Here is an 18211-nt window from a genome sequence, read left to right as displayed (position 1 = left end):
CAGAAACAATAAAATAAATATCAACAACTAACCTGATGTGCAGGGACTGCCATGGTCTCGCTTTTTCGGAGGCAGTTCAGCAAATCTCGAAGGCAATCTATTAAAGAGTAGAGTAAAATTTCAGAGCCCCGCAGCTTTGGTTAAGGTCACTAAAAACAGATCCCTTCGCCGCTGATACCGCCGCGTCATCTCGGCTGACGCGTGCCCCAACTGTTTCTGGACGTAGCGTTCGTCGACCTCGGCGGAGGAGGCAAGGCCAGCGCGAAGAGAATGACCTGAGAACTTGAACGCCCGCTCGATCTCGCTGAGATCGCCGCGCACTCCGGCAGCCATAGCTGCCCGTTTCACCAGCCGCGCCACTTCCTTGTCGTTCAGCCGCTCCGACCCCACAGCCTTCCCTTGCCCCGTCACACGGCGGAAGAGGGGGCCGTGAGCCAGCTTGGCGAACCTGATCCAGGTCTCGATCGCGGCAACCGGGCAGGTCGCATCAGCCGAGCCGCGGCCGACCTCGACCTCTCGCCATCCGGTTTTACCACGCAGGGTAATGAGCATGCCCTTGTCGAGGATCTCGATCCAACCGCGACCGTCCCCAGTCTGGTCGGCCTTGAGATCGAGGCCTACGATCTCGGAACGTCGCAGGCCGCCAGCAAAGCCGATGAGCAACATGGCCCGATCCCGTAGGCCGCGCAGGGAGCCGCGATCGAGCGTTTCGACCATAGCAATGATATCCTCAGCCATGACCGCTTCCTTCTGGACCGGAGGCTTGGAATGGCTGTTGCGGATGCCGGCCATCACGGTGGCGATATGCCGGTCTTTGCGATCGAGCGAGAGGCCACGTTGGGCATAGTTCCAGGAGAGCGAGGAGAGGCGGCGTTCGATGGTCGAGACTGAATTCGTTTTTGCACCCCGTTCAGCCGTGCCGGAAGCGCAGGCGTTAATGTAAAGCCCGACGGTTTGCGGATGCGGGGGGAGGGGAGTGAGGTTCGACCGCCGGCACCACGCTGAAAAAACCCGGGCCGGCCGGAAAGGTGTTTTTGGCCGCACGAATGCTGACGCCTCGTTCGGAGACAACCGGCACACCATTCGTCAAGGAACTGGCCGCGCTCTTGGGCCTTAGGTGGGAGGATGGCCTTGCTTCAGTCCCTGACATGATCGATACGGCGATCCAGTCCGGGCGTGCGGCACCCCTCGCTTTTGCCGAGGTTGTATCGGTAATTACGACCATTCGCCCGGACGCCGAGGCGATGGCGCTCGGGCTTGCAGAAGCAGTATTAGCGCACAAGCTGAACTGGGCGAAACCCGTACCACTGCTGATGCCCTAGCGCTGTGGGACTGCCTTCCGCGTGATCGGGGGCCGCGGCCGCGTTCGACCGGGCGAGCCGGCTAATCCGAAAGCGGTCTGCCTGGCATTGGTTGACGGGGTCGATGCCGCTCTGCGCTCCGCTGTCGAGATCGATCGGCGGGCGTCACGGCTGCTGGCGGTCGCGTCGAAGGTCCGGACAAAGGGCGCCGAGCCGGTGATCCGCAAGCTCTTGAACGAGGACGCCGTGCCTGCATCGGTGTCCGGCAGCAATCTGTCGCGCTGGGCGGCAAACCGGCTGCTCGAGCGCCTTAAAAGTTTCGAGGCAGTGCGCGAGTTGTCCGGCCGCTCCTTCCGGATTTTTGGGTTGTGATCATGGGGGGATCAGCTGCAACCAAACCATCCCGTCGAAAGACAAACGCTGCAGAGGAGCCACTTTTTGATCGTGAACTGGATCAGTTCCCGCTGGAGATGCGTTGGCGGGAATGGATGCTGCGGGTCGAGGCGGTGATTTTTTCCTCGGCTGAACCGGTCTCCCGCGAGTCATTGGCCCGGGTGGGTGGGGAAAGACTGCAGTATCGATCTGCTCGTCGATGATCCGCGGGAGGAACTAAGTTCCCGACCGTACGAACTGGTGTCGGTCGCCGGCGGCTGGCAGCATAGAACGCGCCCGCGGTTCGCAGAGACGATCCGGGCTTCGGCCGCGCCGACGCGGGAGGGGCGGCGGCGGCACTGCCTGAATTCGAGGCGATGGTGCTGATGGCGGTAGGATATTTCCAGCCGGTCACCCGCGGCGAGCTGTCGAAGATCTCTGGCAATGAGGTCAGCCGCGACACCGTTGGCAATCCACGCAGCGCTGGATTCAATGGCTCCGGGCCGCGTAGTCCAACGCCGGGTGCACCTTATACCTATGTGACGACGCTACACTTCCTCTCGGCCTTCGGCATGGAGACGCTGCGCGATCTTCCGAACATCGAAGCGCTCGAGGATGCAGGACTGTTCAGCCGAACTGGAACTCAAAAGAACATCGGCGCCTCAGATGAGATTGAGAGCGGACCGGAAGGTGAGCCCTGAGCCCCTCGCTGACGACGCCTAGGTACGTTTTTGATCAGCTGTCCTCTTGGGGAATTGGTAACTCGACACCGGGAAATTTGGGCCTGATCTTTCCGATGAGATAATTGAAATCGGCTTCGCCCATCTTCTTCCACGAGCTACGGCCTTTGAAAAGCACGCCTGTTCCGAGGTGAAGCTTACAACCAACGTGTCGTTCTTGTCCCGCGATGCAATGCGCATGCGGGGAAGATGGGAACGGATCCGCATCATTCTTATGAACCCTCCATTTCATTCCGCCGGCGTAAACATCGGCCTCCTCAATGGCGAACTTTCCGTCAAGCGTAAACCATGCTTCAATATCGTGTTCAATTACTTCGTCATCTTCGCTCATCATCTCACCCTCTGACTGATTCATCTATGAATCGACTAACCACCTGGGCTGCCGACGTGACTTTTGCACTTTTTCTTCCCAAACGCGTGAGTGGCCTGATAAATGGCAGCAGGGCGAGCAAGCGATTCCGACTTTTTGGAAGAGCGTAACTTGGAAGAGCGTACCATTGTCTGATCCCGGAGAACAAAGACTCCTTGCTGCATATGGCCAAAACAGCGAGAGCTTCCGCTCTTTAAAACCAGCAGATGTGGCAAATCCCGCTAATTTCCATGACACTCACAGGTGGGCTTTGGTTTGGAGTATCCAAGTCTGAGACCGTACCACTCTTTCAGGTCTGCCTGCTGGCTTTAGCCGCCATAGCAAATCTCGGATTACTAGCCGTACTATTCAGACTGCGTTATGTAATGCAGAGACATCTTGAATGGCTTGAGACATTCAACGCTGATGGGTTTGTGGACGCGCCGGGCAGGGGCTTTCTTACCAGACCTTTTATGGTACGTTCGATTTTCCAGATGCTTCTGTTTCTCGCTGCTGCGACAAGTTGTGTTTTGATGATTGGAACGATGATAGGCACTGGCTGGATCGGAGATGCGAGTAGTTCACGTGCCGTCGCGTTCTATGAACGTCAAGCGAAAGATCTCGCTGAGAACTACGAGCTAATTCCTTTTGAACACGCTCATCCCTTGCTGTTTAACGAACTTGGTGGCAAGCCACCGATGTCAATCCTGGACGTGGGAGCTGGTACGGGCCGAGACGTTAACTGGATGGCGATCAACGGGCACAGCGTCATCGCAGTCGAGCCGACAGCTTCGTTCCGCGTCCTCGCTACTCATCTCCACCCCAACTCACCGGTGCAATGGGTCGACGACCGACTCCCGAAACTGGAGAAAATGACGGTACAACGATTCGACTGGATTGTGCTCAGCGCGATGTGGATGCATGTCCATCCCAAAGATCGGCCTGCAGCACTAACACGGCTCAAAACCTTGCTCGCGCCCGTTGGCAAGATTTACATCACTCTGCGCCTCGGACCGCCAGAGCCGATCCGCGAGATCTACCCAGTCACAGTTGAAGAGCTTCGCAACATTGGCCGGCCCCTAGGGTTGGAGCTTCAAGAGTTCGGCGAACGTGAGGATTTACTCGGCAGGTCGGAAATAAAATGGCAGACTGTCGTGTTATCGCAGCCATAGTGCAAATCGGTTTCATTCTGGCGGTGTGATCAGGCGGTTGAAAAGGCAACGAATGACGCAGTGATGTGATTGCGGCGATGTGACAATGGTTATTGACGCTGTGCGGCCGTCTAGCCCCCATGCTAGCGCATTGTCCGCAAGCTTGAGCTCAAGCGCTCGAATGGCGTTGATTTCGGGTTGGAAGAGCGAAAAAAAGCCAACGCCGTGGCGCCTAGGGGCGATCTGGAAGCAGCCCACTTCTCCCGGCACGGGCATCGCAAAAGCGAGGTCATTCTCGGCTGCAATATGCCCAGGCGGATTGCAAAATGGGCAGTTTTGGGCTCTATGGGCAAGAGCCTCGGCCGCACCACGAAAATCCGTTGCGTCGTTATTGAGCTTCTGGACATTGCACTTGCTGCACAGCGCTTGATAGTTGGATACGTCGTTTGAGCCGCCCCAGGAGCGCGGAATGATGTGATCGACATGGAGCGCGCGTTCGCCTGCACCTATGCCACACGCTTCGCAGCGCCCCATGGCGCGCCGAAGAATTTGCCACCGGACTGATCCGGGAACGGGATCGAAATTCTGAGAGCGGTGCTTCCAGATCATTTTCTCGCGGCGCGCGATAAACTCTACCAGTTTTGCGTCGCACAGGGCAATTAACGTGGCGCACTCGTCCTGATTTAGATCGGCATAAATATCCCGAAGCCTATATTCGCCTCGGCGATGCTCGACGATCCCGTGTCGCATCAGGGTTTGGGTCGGATAACGTTTGACGATCTCGTCGTAATATTCGAGCTGGCTTTGGTCCTGCGCTAGAAATGCCGCAGCTATTTCTCGGCGAGAGGCAGCGCCATTGCCTTCTAGCAGAGTCTTCAGCATAACCGGCTGATAGATGTGGCTCATCGACATCTTCTCGCTGAGGAATTCTAACAGGTGGCTATACCCAGCCGAGCGCCCCATTTTTTCCACTCTCTTCTCCTGTTTATCGACTGCGGACACCGCACCGGAAGCGTGAAATAGCAGTTCTGCTGAAGGAATTGACTGCTGTTTGTGTGGATCGAGTGCCGATCATGGACAACCGGACTCCTGGAGCTAGCCACTTCAGCCGATAATGGTGCTGCGTTGCCCGAGATTCAATCGGCGCGACCGTGGTTCGCGTCAACTGGGGAAAAGGTCGTAGCCAGGCTCAGCACGCCTTTGCGAATCGGTTATGCACTGAAATGGAAGTTACTCAAAACGCCACCTCTCCGGAATAGACTTCCAAAACAAAAAAATTGACTTCCATGCCCTCTGTCGCTATCCATACCCGATATGGAGGCCCTGCATGGACGGAAACAGTTTTGACTTTACGGCTATACGCGGAATACAGGCAGGCAGCGCTTACTATGTGATCATGGTTCCGCTGAAGACGGTGCCGCGTCTTTTCACGTTCGACGATGAAAGTATGCCGCCCGACCTGCGCGCGCAGAGGATCCTCAACAAGGCACGCATTCCGTCGATCGCTGGCTATATTGTCGATAATCCATCGGATTATATCCTCTCGTCACTTTGCGCTTCTATCGACGGCGAAATTGTTTTTGAGCCGGTTGCGGCTGACGGCCCGTTGAGGCGGGTCGGGAAGCTCCGTATTGATATGGGTGCCACAATTCTCATCAATGACGGCCAGCATCGCAGAGCCGCGATCGAAGAGGCGATACGCGAGCGACCGGCTCTCGGAGATGAAACCATCTCGGTCGTGGTTTTTGCCGACCATGGACTGAAGAGATCGCAACAGATGTTTGCCGATCTCAACATGCATGCGGTCCGGCCGACAAAGTCGATCAAACTGCTTTACAATCATCGTGACGCCTTGGCGGGGCTGTCACGTGACCTTGTCGCTGCAGTGCCGCTGTTGCGTGACTTCACGAGCTTCGACCGGACGAGCCTGTCCAATCGCGAGGTAAAGTTCTTTACGCTGAGCAGCATCCACCAAGCAACGGCGGAACTGATCGGCAAGAAAAAAGCCGGCAAAATCGAAAAGAAGGACGCGGCCTTTGCGATCGACTTCTGGACGGCCGTCATTCAGGAGATGCCTGACTGGCAGCGAATTGGTACGCGGGACGTCACCGCTTTCGAAATGCGCCGCGACTATATTCACGCGCATGGCGTAGCGGTTCAAGCAATCGCGTCAGCCGGAGCGCAGCTGATTGCGGCTCGCCCCGACACCTGGAAACAATGGTTGGCTCGTCTTCGTGACATCGATTGGTCAAGAGGAAATCGGGCGCTTTGGGACAATCGTGCGCTTGTGGCCGGCAAGCTCAACAAGTCACGAAACAATATTATCCTGATTACAAACGTCATCATGCGCGCCTTCGAATTGCCCCTCGATGTCGAAGCACAGCGCGTGGAAGATTTGTATTCTCCAGATGCACCGCCAATGAAGGTCGCCAGCTGATGGTTACTCCCTCCGTCTTAGATCGTGGTCTTGATGAGCGTTATCAAGAAATTCGAGAGGTCTATCTCTCCGACAACCGCCCATGGGTGGTTGGTTATTCCGGCGGCAAGGATTCGACCTGCGCCTTGCAACTGGTGTGGACCGCAATTGCCGCGCTCAAGCCTGAGCAGCGCACCAAGCCGATTTATGTCATCAGTTCTGACACGCTCGTCGAGACGCCGGTGATCGTCCGGTACATCGACGTGACGCTGGAGCGCATTGCACGTGCTGCAAAGGAGCAAGGTCTTCCGTTCACTACAGAAAAGGTAAGTCCCAATGTGGACCGAAGCTTCTGGGTTAATTTGATCGGCCGTGGCTATCCGGCGCCCTCGCGGCGGTTTCGCTGGTGCACCGAGCGGCTAAAGATCGAGCCTGCCAACAACTTCATCAAGGACCGCGTCGCGGAGTTTGGAGAGGTTGTGATGGTCCTCGGGGTACGGTCTTCCGAAAGCGCCACGCGCGCCCAGGTGATGTCTTTCCATAAGATCAAGGGCTCGCCCCTGTCTCGCCACTCGCTTTTGGCCAATGCGTATGTATACCCGCCGATCGAAGCCTTTACGACCGATGACGTGTGGACGTATCTTCTTCAGCACCAGTCCCCGTGGGGGAATGATAACCGCGACCTCGTCGCTATGTACCGCAATGCGCAAGCCGGCGAATGCCCGCTGGTCGTCGATACGACGACGCCGAGCTGTGGCAATTCTCGGTTTGGATGCTGGGTATGCACCGTCGTAGATCGCGACCGCTCGATGGAGGCAATGATCGATTCGGGCGAGGACTGGTTAGAACCTCTGTTGGAATATCGCGATCTTCTGGCCGAAACCCAAGATCCAGAAAAAAAGCGGCTTTATCGCGATTTTCGTCGCCGCAGCGGTCAGGTCTCGTTTATTCGCGGTACCGACACCCCAGTGCCGGGGCCTTACACAATGGAATTCAGCCGCACCCTTCTTCGCAGGCTGCTGGAAACGCAAATCAAGGTTTGGCGTGAGGCCCCGCCCGGGGAGGACACTCCTCTTATCCACGAAGCTGAGCTTCACGAAATCCGCCGGATCTGGCGCACCGAACGCGGTGATTGGATCGATAGCGTTCCTATGATCGTCAAAGACGTCTTGGGGCGTGATCTTGACTGGGTTAAAGACGATACCGTCCATTTCGACGGTGACGATGGGGCTCTGCTTGCCCGCACATGCGAAAGTCATGATGTACCTGCCGAGCTTGTCGTCCGATTGCTGGATATCGAACGCGCGGCCCATGGCCTCAAGCGGCGTCACGCGGTCCATACCCGCATCGAAGAACTGTTCACCCAGGAGTGGCGCGACCTTGAAAGCGTCATCGCGGAGCGACTTGCCGGCCGCGAACCGCTTGAAGATAGTCTTGATGACGAGATAACCGACGACATGCCGCTGCTGCAGTATGGCGAGAGCCACCAGGCATGATCCTTCGAGAATTGAAACTTTGCGACTTTGGACTTTACGGCGGGATAAATGCAATCGATCTCATTCCCCGCGAGCGTCGTGGCAAGCTGCGACCGATCATCCTGATCGGCGGCAAGAACGGCGCTGGCAAGACCACACTTCTGGAAGCGGTGCGACTTGCCCTGTATGGCAAGCGCGCGCTTGGCACGAGGGTGGCGCAGGTCGAATACGAAGACTATCTGAAGTCGCGCATTAACAAAAATTCGGTTTCCGCCTCGGCCGAGGTTTCGCTGACATTTGATTACGCAGAAGGCGGCATCGTTCATCAGTACGAGGTTCGACGGCAGTGGACCGCGCGAGGCAAGGGCGTTGTCGAAAGCCTGATACTGGAAAAAGACGGCGCGCCCGTAACGTCCGTGCCCAGGGACGAGTGGCAGTCCTTCCTTCAGGAGCTCATTCCGCCTGGGGTCTCGCAGCTGTTCTTCTTTGACGGCGAGAGGATTAGTGAGATTGCAGACGCTGCCGACGATGCAGACCAGCTCCCCGATGCGATGCGCGGGCTACTGGGCATAGAGCTCGTCGGTCGCCTACGCATCGACCTTGGCCTTTATCTGGCGCGCCATCAGGATCCCCAGAGCACGGAGGTCGGCTCGCGGCTTGAGACCGTGACCATGGATATTCAAAGTGGCGAGCGGCGCGCTGATGCGCTTGCAGAAAAAGTTGCGGAACTGCGCTCACAGCGTGAATCACAGGCGCGCCATGGCGAGCGGATCCGCCGTCAGTTCGTTTCCGAAGGCGGCGACGCGGCGATGCAGCGCTCGAGGCTAGAAGCCGAGCGCGACGAGATCCGCAAGTCTATCGGACGAGCTGACCAGGAGTTGCGGGACATGGCCAATCGGCTCCTGCCTTTTGCGATGGCGCCCAAACTCGTCACTCGGTTTCGGGGGGCTCTCTCGGCATCCACCGCCGGTCCTCAGACCGGAATTGCTGATGAGGTCCGGCAGTCGGCCCAAGCTTGGCGCTTGGCGACAGATGCTGAGAGAACAGCACCTTGGAGCCGCGAACATTGGGCTGACCTGGAAGCGTTCATCGGAAAATTTCTGGAGACCGGCAAGAAGCCGGCAACAGTGACGGCTCTGCGCGATCTTGGCGACGGCTCGGTCGCGTTGGAACGCCTAGCGGACGTCGAGGTTGTCGTGCGACCCCGCGCCCTGGCGTTGCTTGGCGAGATGGACCGCCTCCATCAACTTTCGCGTGAACTCGAAGCAGCGCTGGCGCGTGCCGACAGCGCTGATTCGAGCGTCCTGCTCGAAGAATTGCGGGTGGCCGACCGAGAATTTGGTGTAACCGAGGCTAGGCTCAATGCGCTTGAAGAAGAGCACAAGCTTGTGCGCGGGCAGCTGACGACACTGATGCGGGAGCGTCAGCACCTGTTGTCAGCGCAAGCGCAGGCTGCCAAGCAAAACGAACGCATCAATCTTGCGGCCCGGGCGGCCGAGGCGCTCGCCGACTACGAGGGCCAGTTGTTGGCACGTAAGCTCGGGCAGTTGCGCGCGGAATTTTTGGCTTGCCTGGAGCTCCTGATGCGCAAAGAGCAGATCATTGGGGATTTGCGGATCGACCCCGCCTCATTCGCGGTGACGCTGTTCGACGCAAATGGAAGGGTTCTCGAAAAGCAGTCCCTGTCGGCGGGAGAAAAGCAAATCTATGCTGTTGCAATGTTGTGGGCGCTTGCCCGAACAAGCGGGCGACCTTTGCCGATGATCATCGACACACCTTTGGGTAGGCTGGATTCGGAGCACCGCGCCCGGCTGATCGAACGGTATTTCGGTGCGGCCTCCCATCAGGTCATCCTTCTGTCGACGGATACTGAGGTCAGTGGAGAAATGAGGGACGAGCTGGGGTCGGAGATTTCGCATACCTATCGGCTCGATTTCGATGCGCCCGCCGGGGTCACCCGGGTCTCCCGCGGATATTTTGACGACAAGGAAATGGCAGAAGCCAATGCATTACAGCAAGCTTAGAATATCTGGCGATGCGACAAGCAAGCTGCGCTCGCTGCGCCAGCGAACGGGTCTTACACCCAATTTGCTTTGCCGCATCGCGTTGACAATGTCTTTGGAGGAGGGCCCTATTGGCGGCGCACTCATACCCGACGAAGACGGTTCGGAATTTAATGCCTACACGTTGACCGGCGAGTATGAAGCAATGTTTTCAGCCATGTTGCGCTTCGTGGAGGAAGGACCAAACCCAACGCAAAGTTTGGCCAACGAGGAGCTCCTCGCCCGTATGCGGGCTCACATTCATCGGGGCGTTGGAACGCTGTCGGTTCGGGCCAAGTCTCCAGCCGACATCTTGCGGCTCGTCCCGGCGGCTGGATAGGTACGACATGGCCATCTATCTTGACCACAATGCCACGACCCCTATCGATCCTCGCGTGATTGAAGTCATGCGGCCTTATCTTTATGAAATCTTTGGCAACCCTTCCAGCGTCGAGCACCAGCATGGGCACGACGCGTCCATTGCAATAGAACGGGCGCGCGAGCAGACAGCTGCTGCCATCGGAGCCCGGCCAAACGAGATTGTATTTACCGGTAGCTGCACTGAAGCCGATAACATGGCGGTCTTGGGCGTGGCGCGAGCCAACCCGGAAAGGCGCCATATCATCGCCAGTGCCATTGAACATCCCGCAGTGCTTGAACCCTTGCGGATGTTGGAACGAGAGGGTTGGAACGTCAGCTTTCTGCCGGTAGACAAGAATGGGCAGGTTAGCGTCGCCGCCGTCGGTGCGGCGATCCGGGATAACACGGCGCTTGTCTCGATCATGGCCGCCAACAACGAGGTGGGCGCAATACAACCCATCCAAGCGATCGGCAAGGTTTGCGCCGAACGAGGGGTGCTGTTTCACGTCGATCTTGCACAGGTCGTGGCCTATCAGGAGATCGATGTCGAACGCGACAACATTCATCTCGCCAGTATATCGGGTCATAAGGCATATGGCCCTAAGGGGATTGGCGCGCTCTACGTCCGATCGCGTAAGCCCCGCGTGCGGCTCGCTCCCATTATGTTCGGCGGAGGGCAGGAGCGCGGGCTTAGGCCCGGGACTCTCAACACCACCGCGATCGTCGGTATGGGAGAAGCGATGGTGATTGCTCGCTCGTCTGCTGCGACGGAAAGCGAGCGGCTGCGCGGCCTTTGCCGCCGGTTTCTGGACAAGATGAGGTCGAATGTTGAAGGCGTATGCCTAAATGGACCTGAGGATGCAAGGCTAGCCAACAACATCTCACTGTCGATCGCAGGCATCGAGCCCCTGGCGCTGATTCGAAGACTAAACCAAGACCTCAGCTTTTCTGCTTCCAGCGCTTGCGCGACAGAGAAGATCCAGACCTCCCACGTGTTATTGGCGATGTTCGGGGAGACCGCACGTGCGCGCCAGGCGTTCCGGATTGCCCCTGGACGGTTCACGACGGAAAGCGATCTTGACGACGCTGCTGAGCTTTTGATTAGCGAGATCAACAGGCTACGAGTTGGAACAGGTCACGCCTGATGTGCCGGCATCTAGATCGCAAAGACCTTCAAGGCAACGTCGATCAATCGACTTTGCCGCCGCCCGATTGCCGCGGCATTCCAAGCCGGTTCCGCGGCGATCTGGTTGTTGAGGGTACTCGTCGATTCCGCAAGATACCGCCGCTTTTCCTCGAAAGGCTTAGCACCTGCTGCGTCGTTCTCCTTGGGGCTCAGGATCGTAAGATTGCCGAGAGTATCGATCAGAGGCTCAAGAGCGGGGTCGGGGTCGGCGAAGTTCTCGGGATAGATGTGTTCAATGGTCGCATTCTCAAAATCAAGAACGCGCATTAGGTCGCGGCAAACAGGTCGGCCCTGAGCTCCTTCGTCATGCCAACGGACGAAATGCTCAAGCGTCATCAGAAAGTATTTCAGTGGCTTTTTGCTTGAAGAACGCGGATACCGCAACTCGGATAGCCGGTTTCCGAATACGTCGTCCGGAGCATGTCGGGCAACAAGGTCGCGCAGCTCGGTGACCAAGCTTGCCAGCCTGTATGCCGCTGGCGAGCGGCGAATGGTGACAGCGTGCTGGTTAAGGATGTTGACCGCATCCAGCTTGGGCCCGTCAACGATGATAAAATAGCGGAAGCAGAAACGCTCGAGAAGCTGAACGAGCTCGGCGAAATCGGCAGCTTTCAACAGCGCACCGGAAACGAGCAACGGCAGGCAGTCTTCCTGGCCGAGATGTCGCAGGAGCAGGCGCAGACGGTCTTTTTGCCAAGATGTCACTGCGCTATTGGGCGCAAGTGGCCACTCGCCCTCGCATAGCTTGGAAAGAATGTCGAAATCACTTTCCAGCGACCTGATAGCGCCGACAACGCTCTCCGCTGCCTGCTTGTCGAATGTTCCACTGTTTAGTTCTGGAAAAAGGTTCTTGATCAGATCCTGAAGGAAGGTGGCCTTTCCCGGCCATTCCCCTATTTGCGACGTATAGACCCACTTGAGACCGTCCCGAATGTCGAGCTGTTTGCCACTCAGGATCTCATCCCACGATTCTTCCACTCTCCGCATCTCGTTGGCGGTCAGCACCGGATCGAGCGTTTCGAGCGTCCCCGAACGCAGAAGTTCGCCTTCTGTCAGGTTTAGTCCACGGTCGTTCAAAACCTGAAACAGCATATAAGCGTCAGTTCGCTCCTGCGCTGCCATATGGATGATGGTCCAGTCCTGCTCGACGATATGCACCACGCTCTCAAGCGCTTTTGCCTTGGCATTGTCATCCAGCGCGCGATCGATGATCCCTTGGAGGTGTCCGCCAATCGCGTCGAAAGCCGACTGTAGGCGCAGATGCGACTGCCGATCACCCACAATCGGTGTTTCACGCAGCAAAGCGTCAAAGAAGGCATCGTCCGGTGTCGAGAGCTGCAGGCGCGGTACGGCGACCACCCGAAGGTCGATCGTATCCTGAAAGGTATGGTAACGGTTCCGTAGCAACTCCGCATTCGCTGTCAAAAATTGATGAACCGGGGAAGCATCGCCCAGCTGATGCGCCAATCGTAGCATGGTGCTTCGCGCTTGCATGATCAGCATCTGAAAAGTCGCCAAGCGTTGCTGGCCGTCAATCAATTCGTAATTCTGCCGTGTGCTGCCCGCAACAGGCAATAGTGCCGTAACAACGCCCCCGAAAAAATGATGGCGGCGATGCTTGTCGTGCCGACCTGCCAGACACAGATCAAGATCCTTGAGGAAGGCGCTCACCTCGTCGTCGCGCCACGCGTAGTTTCTTTGGTAGCGAGGGACCTGGAATGTACCCGTGCTCGAAAGGAGGGAACCGACGGTGATGTGCGATGGGCGGATCACCATCGAAGCCGGCGAGCGATCGCTATTGTCTTCCTGCATCACGTCTCTCCATTCCAAAGCGCGTGATACGCGACCAGAAAGTCTTCCAAATTGTCGACCTTGAGAATACCGTCTCGCAGGCGGTTGAACCCGGAGGCAGCGTAGCGGTTCAGCAGACTGTCTCCTTCGCTGCTCAGCCGGGTCACGGAAGAGAGGTCGAGAAGCTGAACCATCTGTCTTTCAATATCGTCTCGGTCATCGGTATCGATCCGCAGCCGGCGAAGTTCGGCATCAACCAGCAGAGCGGCGATTAACTCGACCTGTCCGCGATACGTTTCCGGATAAATCGGAAGGAAAGAAACCGGCTCAAGGGCGCTTTCATCACCGAGCATTGCTGTGTCGAGGCCGAGCATCAAACAGCAATAGTATGCATCAAACATCAAGAATCGCGGCACGGCATCGCGGCTTGCTCCTCTCGAGCGAGCAAAGGCCCGCTGATTGTCGAAGCCAAAGTAGTCGCGGACCCCCTTGGGGAGAATGAACGCCATTTAGTTCTCCCGCCCATGAAACGCCTTGAAGGCATCGATCCCTTCAGCGATACGCACGGTTCCGCCCCCCTGCGGAACGACCGTCAGGTAGTGCACATCGCCTGGACGGGCATAAAAGGCATCGGCGAAGCCAGCACGCTCGCTGGAAATCACGAACATCACCATTTGCCCGAAGAAGTCCGGGATCAGGTCCCCGACCTCGCGGCGTACTTCTGTATCAAGAGAGACGGCCGGACTGTCGACGATGAAAGGCAATTTATAGGGTGCCTCTGCGAGTAGGGACGTCAAAAAAGCGTAGGCGATGGATAGTTTTTGTCCTTCGCTCGCGCCACGCTTAGACCCTAGAGTTTCAGAACGAAGCTCCAGACCGCCGCCGATCTTGGCTACAACAATCTTCTCATTCTTCAGAATTTTGTGCAGCTTGTCATTGGTCGACAATCGCACCCGCTCACGAAGGATGTCGAGGGCGGCATCCGCCGTCTCGTCGATGATGGCAGCAAGTCTCTCACCTTGTAGTCCAAAAGTTCGCGTCTTCGTCGCAGTTTCTAGTTTTAGCTTTCGCTGCTTCACCTCGCCGTCACAGAGCGCCAGATTGTTCTCCCAGCTTAGTTTCAGCAAAACACGGCGCGCGGGGTCCTTCGTCGTCAGTCGCTCGAGAAGGGTCGACAGAGGTCCGATTTCGTCTTCACATTCTCGGATCTTCTGCTGCAGGCTTTGCAGGATCTCATCGTCCTCGCCATCCTTACTCGCCGTCAGCCGATCACGCTCGGCTAGCAACCTTTGACGTTCGCTCAACTGCTTTTGCAGCTCGGCGATGGTATCAGACAGAGCCTCCGGAGTATCCGTGCTCGCCCGCAAAGCCAACTTCATCTGGTTGATCACCGCAATCTGATCCTGGGCAAGGAAGCGGTCTGCGTCCCTTAGGATCGTGTGTTTTTCCTCATGGCCGATTGGCCTGCCACAAATGCAGAGGTTCCTTTCTGCGAGCTCGTTGAAAAACTCACGGGAAATCGTTTCGGGCAGCTTCAACTCGTAGAGCTTGCCTCCAAGCAGGCTCAACCGGTCAAACAGCCTTTGGTGCAGCTGCGTCGGTCGCCGCAATATCTCCATTGCGCGCCCGCTGAAGTCGTTGGCAATCGCGTCAACTTCAATTCGGCTTGCGTCGATGATTTCAAGTTGCCCACGGATTTCGGCGTCCTGCGAGATCCGACGCTCGAACTCGGCCCGCAGTCTCTGGCGTTCCTGCTCAAGCGCGGCTAATCGAGCCGACGTGACGCTCTCCTGCTGTTCCAGACGAGCGTACACTGTGCGGATTTCGTCGTAGGCGGTCTGTAGCTGTGTTATTCCGCGCTTTTCCTTAGCCGTAGTGATTGACGCGGCGCGCCGTTGTTCTTGCTCGACAAGACGCCTGATCACGCTCTCGACTGCATCGAGGGTGTCGAGCCGATATAATGCGCGCACGGCGCTTGCCGCCTTGTCCTTTTTAAGGTCGAGTATCTGTGTCGCCAATTCGCCGTTGAAGACAAACAGTTCTGTGAGGGCCGGCTTCAGCAAGTCCCGTAGATCATTTGGAAGCGCACGACCTTCTTCGCGTCCGCCGCCGCGTTCCTGCTCGCGCACAGTCCAGTAAGTTGCCGAACCGTCGCGAAAGTCGAGTTCCAGTTGCAGCCGCAGCGGACGTCCGTTGATAAGAAGGCGGACCTCGAACAAACCCGTTTCGACGTCATCATCGGCGCGTAATGACCGGACGACCGACGAAGGAAGCCCCTCGCTCGCAAGGGTCCAGCGCAAGAGATCCATCGTGGTCGTCTTGCCCGTGCCGTTGGGCATCTGCACTAGGGTCCATCGGGCGGGGTCACTGCCCAAGTCTATGTCGATGTCGCGGAGACCGCCGCGGATGTTTTTGCTTCGCCAGCCAGTGAGGCGTATGTCCATATTAGTCCTCACGCTCCAGATCGACGGCAACTAGGTCCATCACGCGGCGAATGTCGGCATCCTTGAAATTGCCTTCTACGACGAGTTGCACAAGCGTGCGAAACCGCTTTCTGAAATCCTCGCTTTGCTCTGGGTGACGTGCAAGAACGGCATCAAGGGCATCGAGAATTGCTGGATCAATCGCCATTGCCCCCTCCTTTGATCCCCTTACTTTCCTTTTTTATCGAGGCCAGGTTAATGAACCAGGCGCGTCGCTCCTCATCGGCGCTCATTTCGCCGCTCGGATCGTCAATTTCCTTATCACGATCATCGATGAAATCGACCACCACGGCGCGTTTTTCTTCGTTGTCCGGATCGGTTCGCAAACAGCGACCCAGCCGCTGTACCGTTTCAAGTCGTGCGCGCGCTGAGGCAAAAAGGATAATATTGTTGACCGATCGAATGTCTATGCCTTCGGAAATGCGGTGGCAGGCGATGAGACACTCGAGATCCCCGCGAGCGAAGCGCTTAAGATTTTGACGATCGTCATCCTGATAATACGTATGGTAGTCACATCTGAGATCCATCAAGATCGGCTGGATCAGAGCCCCATACTCGGCTGTCTCGACAAAAATCAGGCAACGTTTTAGCAGTTCCGGCCGGCCCGTAACGAGATCGCGAAAGGGCGTAATTTTCTCGACTGTTGTCTTCCTTATAAAAGCGATCTCCCGATAAAGGGCTTCGACGGCAGCAGGTTGTGCCGATCGCGTTTTCGCGTGGTGGCGGCGGATTGCTTTGCGGATCGCAGTCTTATCGTCCGGCGACAGCTGGTAGGGGAGGTCGATGTAGTCGAGGGGGCATAAAATGCCACGCTCGATAGCCTCCTCAAGTCCGAAGCTGAAGACGACTGAACCAATCTCATCGAGGATAAAGGCCGAGCCGACCGGATCATAGGTTCGCTCCGGCGTGGCGCTCAATCCGAGTCGGTATGCGATCGGTTTCAGCCTGCCTGACAAACCAGCAACAAGGGCGGGGGAACCAAGCCTATGAACTTCATCACATATAAGCAGCGCACGTTTTTTTGTGTCTGCCTTTAATCTCGGTACGACCTGGATTAAATTCTGCGGCGAAGTGAGCAGTATCGCGTTCTCGGGGGCGTTTAGAAATGACTGCGCCCCGCGGTGGGTTTCATAAGCACGGTAGACGGGCAATGTCGTATGGGCAAGGAGTTCACCATACCACTGGTCAAGCAGATCATGTCCGCTGGCGCTCACAATAGCGGTATCGATCAGGCCCCGTTCCAACAGTTCGTTGAGCACCGACAGGGCGGTTCTTGTCTTGCCGGTGCCCGTGGCCATTTCGAGAATGCCATGCCCTTGCGAGAGAAAGGCGCCGGCGGCTTCCTTTTGGTGACGCCAGCGATCCTCCTTCCGACGCTCTCTGGCCGGCTGCAACGCGTAGGGGCGGGCGAAGCGCGATGTAAATGATAGTAAATTCCGGCGCACCGCATCGGGTAAATTGTAGACCCGGACATTGATCTCGCGATTGTCCCAGAGCGCGTCGAAACGAGCCTGTTCGTTGCGCACCCGTGCAAACTCACGGTCGTCGACCCACGAGTAGTAAATACTGATTGACTCGTAGTTTCGGAAGGCGCGCTCGCTATCATTTGGGGACCCATGAAACGCGACGGCATCGCCACCTTCATCGCGGAAGATTCCGAATTTGTCGTGAAAGTCTCCATCCAATCCGACTGCGGGGATTGCAATCCTGAAATCCAGTATTCCATCCGCGATCATCCAAGCGAGCGCAGCCAGTGTGTCATTGGCAAGCTCCGCTTCCAAGGCTTCGATGGCAACCGTCAACGCATCTTTCAATGCGGCATTTTCTCTTGCTTGGCTTCCCTGATGCAAGGCCGCGATATCTGCGGGATGAAGGATGGGACTGGCAATTATCCGCGCTTTTCCACCGTTTTCCGCCAATTTGGCGAGGCCTGTCGCGGTCAGCCGCAGCCAAGCCGATGTGAAATAGCCGACACCGCGGTCATAGGACGTAGATTGTGCCAGTGCCGGAACGTAAAAGCTTTCCAATAGGAAATGAGTCGAAGTCGCCAGATGAGGATGAGTTGGAAGACTGCGAAGACCCATTCCGGTGACCATTCCAAACGCGACAGAATCAGTGGAAGCTTGTAACATTCCATGGTTAGATCAAACGCACCAGCAGACACAATAGTCGCTCTCACCCATCGGTTGACGCAGAGAGAGCGCTTTCACGACTGTTTTCTACTTCGTTAGATTGCCAGTGCAAACCTTGCCAGCATTTGACGGAGCGATTTAATGTTCTGCGGTGGAACACGACAATGCACTCTGAGAGTTGCGATCTACAGCTCATTCCCATTGATACTGACAGTTCTAATATGTTTTTTTCACAGCGGGTTTATGACGTCTATGCTGATTTTGCTTGAAATGCGCGTACAGGCGCTCGAGCGTCGCAGCAAATGCCGTGCCCTATTAAATTGGGGACGACATTGGGAAAACTGCGCTACAGGACATTGATACCGTTCAGGACCTAGTGGCTGCAGGAGGAGAACTCTGTGGTCGTGGTGAGT

The 18211-nt window shown here is 56.8% G+C and carries 14 protein-coding genes and 2 pseudogenes; 8 read left to right on the top strand and 8 right to left on the bottom strand.

The features are described from left to right. Window positions 1–120: 120 nt before the first annotated feature. Window positions 121–1044, bottom strand: a complete 924-nt coding sequence (locus AAIH46_RS13335; protein WP_430306566.1) for a site-specific integrase — start codon at window positions 1042–1044, stop codon at window positions 121–123. Between AAIH46_RS13335 and AAIH46_RS13330 the strand changes: the two are divergent. Together AAIH46_RS13330 and scpB are read left to right on the top strand one after the other, a co-directional pair. Next, window positions 1011–1673 (top strand): annotated as a pseudogene (locus tag AAIH46_RS13330) (DUF1403 family protein); the annotation flags it as partial. The gene AAIH46_RS13335 and the pseudogene AAIH46_RS13330 overlap by 34 nt on opposite strands. A gap of 2 nt (window positions 1674–1675) precedes the next feature. After that, a pseudogene (scpB, locus tag AAIH46_RS13325) lies at window positions 1676–2374 on the top strand (SMC-Scp complex subunit ScpB). A gap of 34 nt (window positions 2375–2408) precedes the next feature. Here the strand turns inward: scpB and AAIH46_RS13320 are convergent. After that, window positions 2409–2744, bottom strand: a complete 336-nt coding sequence (locus AAIH46_RS13320; protein ID WP_430306350.1) for a hypothetical protein — start codon at window positions 2742–2744, stop codon at window positions 2409–2411. A gap of 269 nt (window positions 2745–3013) precedes the next feature. Here AAIH46_RS13320 and AAIH46_RS13315 point away from each other — a divergent pair, with 269 nt between their 5' ends. Further along, complete coding sequence (locus AAIH46_RS13315; RefSeq protein WP_430306349.1) at window positions 3014–3934, top strand: class I SAM-dependent methyltransferase; 921 nt, start codon at window positions 3014–3016, stop codon at window positions 3932–3934. 12 nt (window positions 3935–3946) lie between these two features. On the opposite strand, the gene AAIH46_RS13310 is transcribed toward AAIH46_RS13315, so the two are convergent. Further along, window positions 3947–4819, bottom strand: a complete 873-nt coding sequence (locus AAIH46_RS13310; RefSeq protein ID WP_430306348.1) for an HNH endonuclease — start codon at window positions 4817–4819, stop codon at window positions 3947–3949. Window positions 4820–5240: 421 nt separating this feature from the next. Here AAIH46_RS13310 and dndB point away from each other — a divergent pair, with 421 nt between their 5' ends. Genes dndB through AAIH46_RS13285 form a run of 5 tightly spaced genes read left to right on the top strand, consistent with a single transcriptional unit; the run spans window position 5241 to window position 11351 of the window. Next, window positions 5241–6350 (top strand): DNA sulfur modification protein DndB, encoded by a 1110-nt coding sequence (gene dndB / locus AAIH46_RS13305; protein WP_430306347.1) that lies wholly within the window; start codon window positions 5241–5243, stop codon window positions 6348–6350. Further along, the gene (dndC, locus tag AAIH46_RS13300) at window positions 6350–7825 is read left to right on the top strand and encodes a DNA phosphorothioation system sulfurtransferase DndC (RefSeq protein ID WP_430306346.1); all 1476 of its coding nucleotides are present in this window, start codon (window positions 6350–6352) and stop codon (window positions 7823–7825) included. The genes dndB and dndC overlap by 1 nt, the downstream gene beginning before the upstream one ends. Continuing rightward, window positions 7822–9828, top strand: a complete 2007-nt coding sequence (gene dndD, locus AAIH46_RS13295; RefSeq protein ID WP_430306345.1) for a DNA sulfur modification protein DndD — start codon at window positions 7822–7824, stop codon at window positions 9826–9828. The genes dndC and dndD overlap by 4 nt, the downstream gene beginning before the upstream one ends. Further along, on the top strand, window positions 9809–10186 hold the full coding sequence (gene dndE, locus AAIH46_RS13290; protein WP_430306344.1) for a DNA sulfur modification protein DndE: 378 nt from the start codon (window positions 9809–9811) through the stop codon (window positions 10184–10186). The genes dndD and dndE overlap by 20 nt, the downstream gene beginning before the upstream one ends. A gap of 7 nt (window positions 10187–10193) precedes the next feature. Further along, entirely contained in the window at window positions 10194–11351 is a 1158-nt protein-coding gene (locus AAIH46_RS13285) for a cysteine desulfurase family protein (protein WP_430306343.1), read from the top strand. Between the two features lie 11 nt (window positions 11352–11362). Here the strand turns inward: AAIH46_RS13285 and AAIH46_RS13280 are convergent, their stop codons facing one another. Genes AAIH46_RS13280 through AAIH46_RS13260 form a run of 5 tightly spaced genes read right to left on the bottom strand, consistent with a single transcriptional unit; the run spans window position 11363 to window position 17750 of the window. Next, the gene (locus AAIH46_RS13280; RefSeq protein WP_430306342.1) at window positions 11363–13204 is read right to left on the bottom strand and encodes a DUF262 domain-containing protein; all 1842 of its coding nucleotides are present in this window, start codon (window positions 13202–13204) and stop codon (window positions 11363–11365) included. Beyond that, on the bottom strand, window positions 13204–13692 hold the full coding sequence (locus AAIH46_RS13275; protein ID WP_430306341.1) for a hypothetical protein: 489 nt from the start codon (window positions 13690–13692) through the stop codon (window positions 13204–13206). The genes AAIH46_RS13280 and AAIH46_RS13275 overlap by 1 nt, the downstream gene beginning before the upstream one ends. After that, complete coding sequence (locus AAIH46_RS13270; protein WP_430306340.1) at window positions 13693–15627, bottom strand: hypothetical protein; 1935 nt, start codon at window positions 15625–15627, stop codon at window positions 13693–13695. Window position 15628: 1 nt separating this feature from the next. Further along, the gene (locus AAIH46_RS13265) at window positions 15629–15814 is read right to left on the bottom strand and encodes a hypothetical protein (RefSeq protein ID WP_430306339.1); all 186 of its coding nucleotides are present in this window, start codon (window positions 15812–15814) and stop codon (window positions 15629–15631) included. Continuing rightward, window positions 15804–17750, bottom strand: a complete 1947-nt coding sequence (locus AAIH46_RS13260; protein ID WP_430306338.1) for a DEAD/DEAH box helicase family protein — start codon at window positions 17748–17750, stop codon at window positions 15804–15806. Before AAIH46_RS13260 ends, AAIH46_RS13265 begins: the two co-directional genes overlap by 11 nt. Between the last annotated feature and the right edge of the window lie 461 nt (window positions 17751–18211).

It is taken from the genome of Rhizobium sp. 0TCS1.26, from assembly GCF_050455525.1.
In the GTDB taxonomy this organism is placed as follows: Bacteria; Pseudomonadota; Alphaproteobacteria; order Rhizobiales; family Rhizobiaceae; genus Neorhizobium.
The sequence above is the reverse complement of the archived record's forward strand: the minus strand, read 5'-3'. Positions and strand labels throughout refer to the sequence as shown.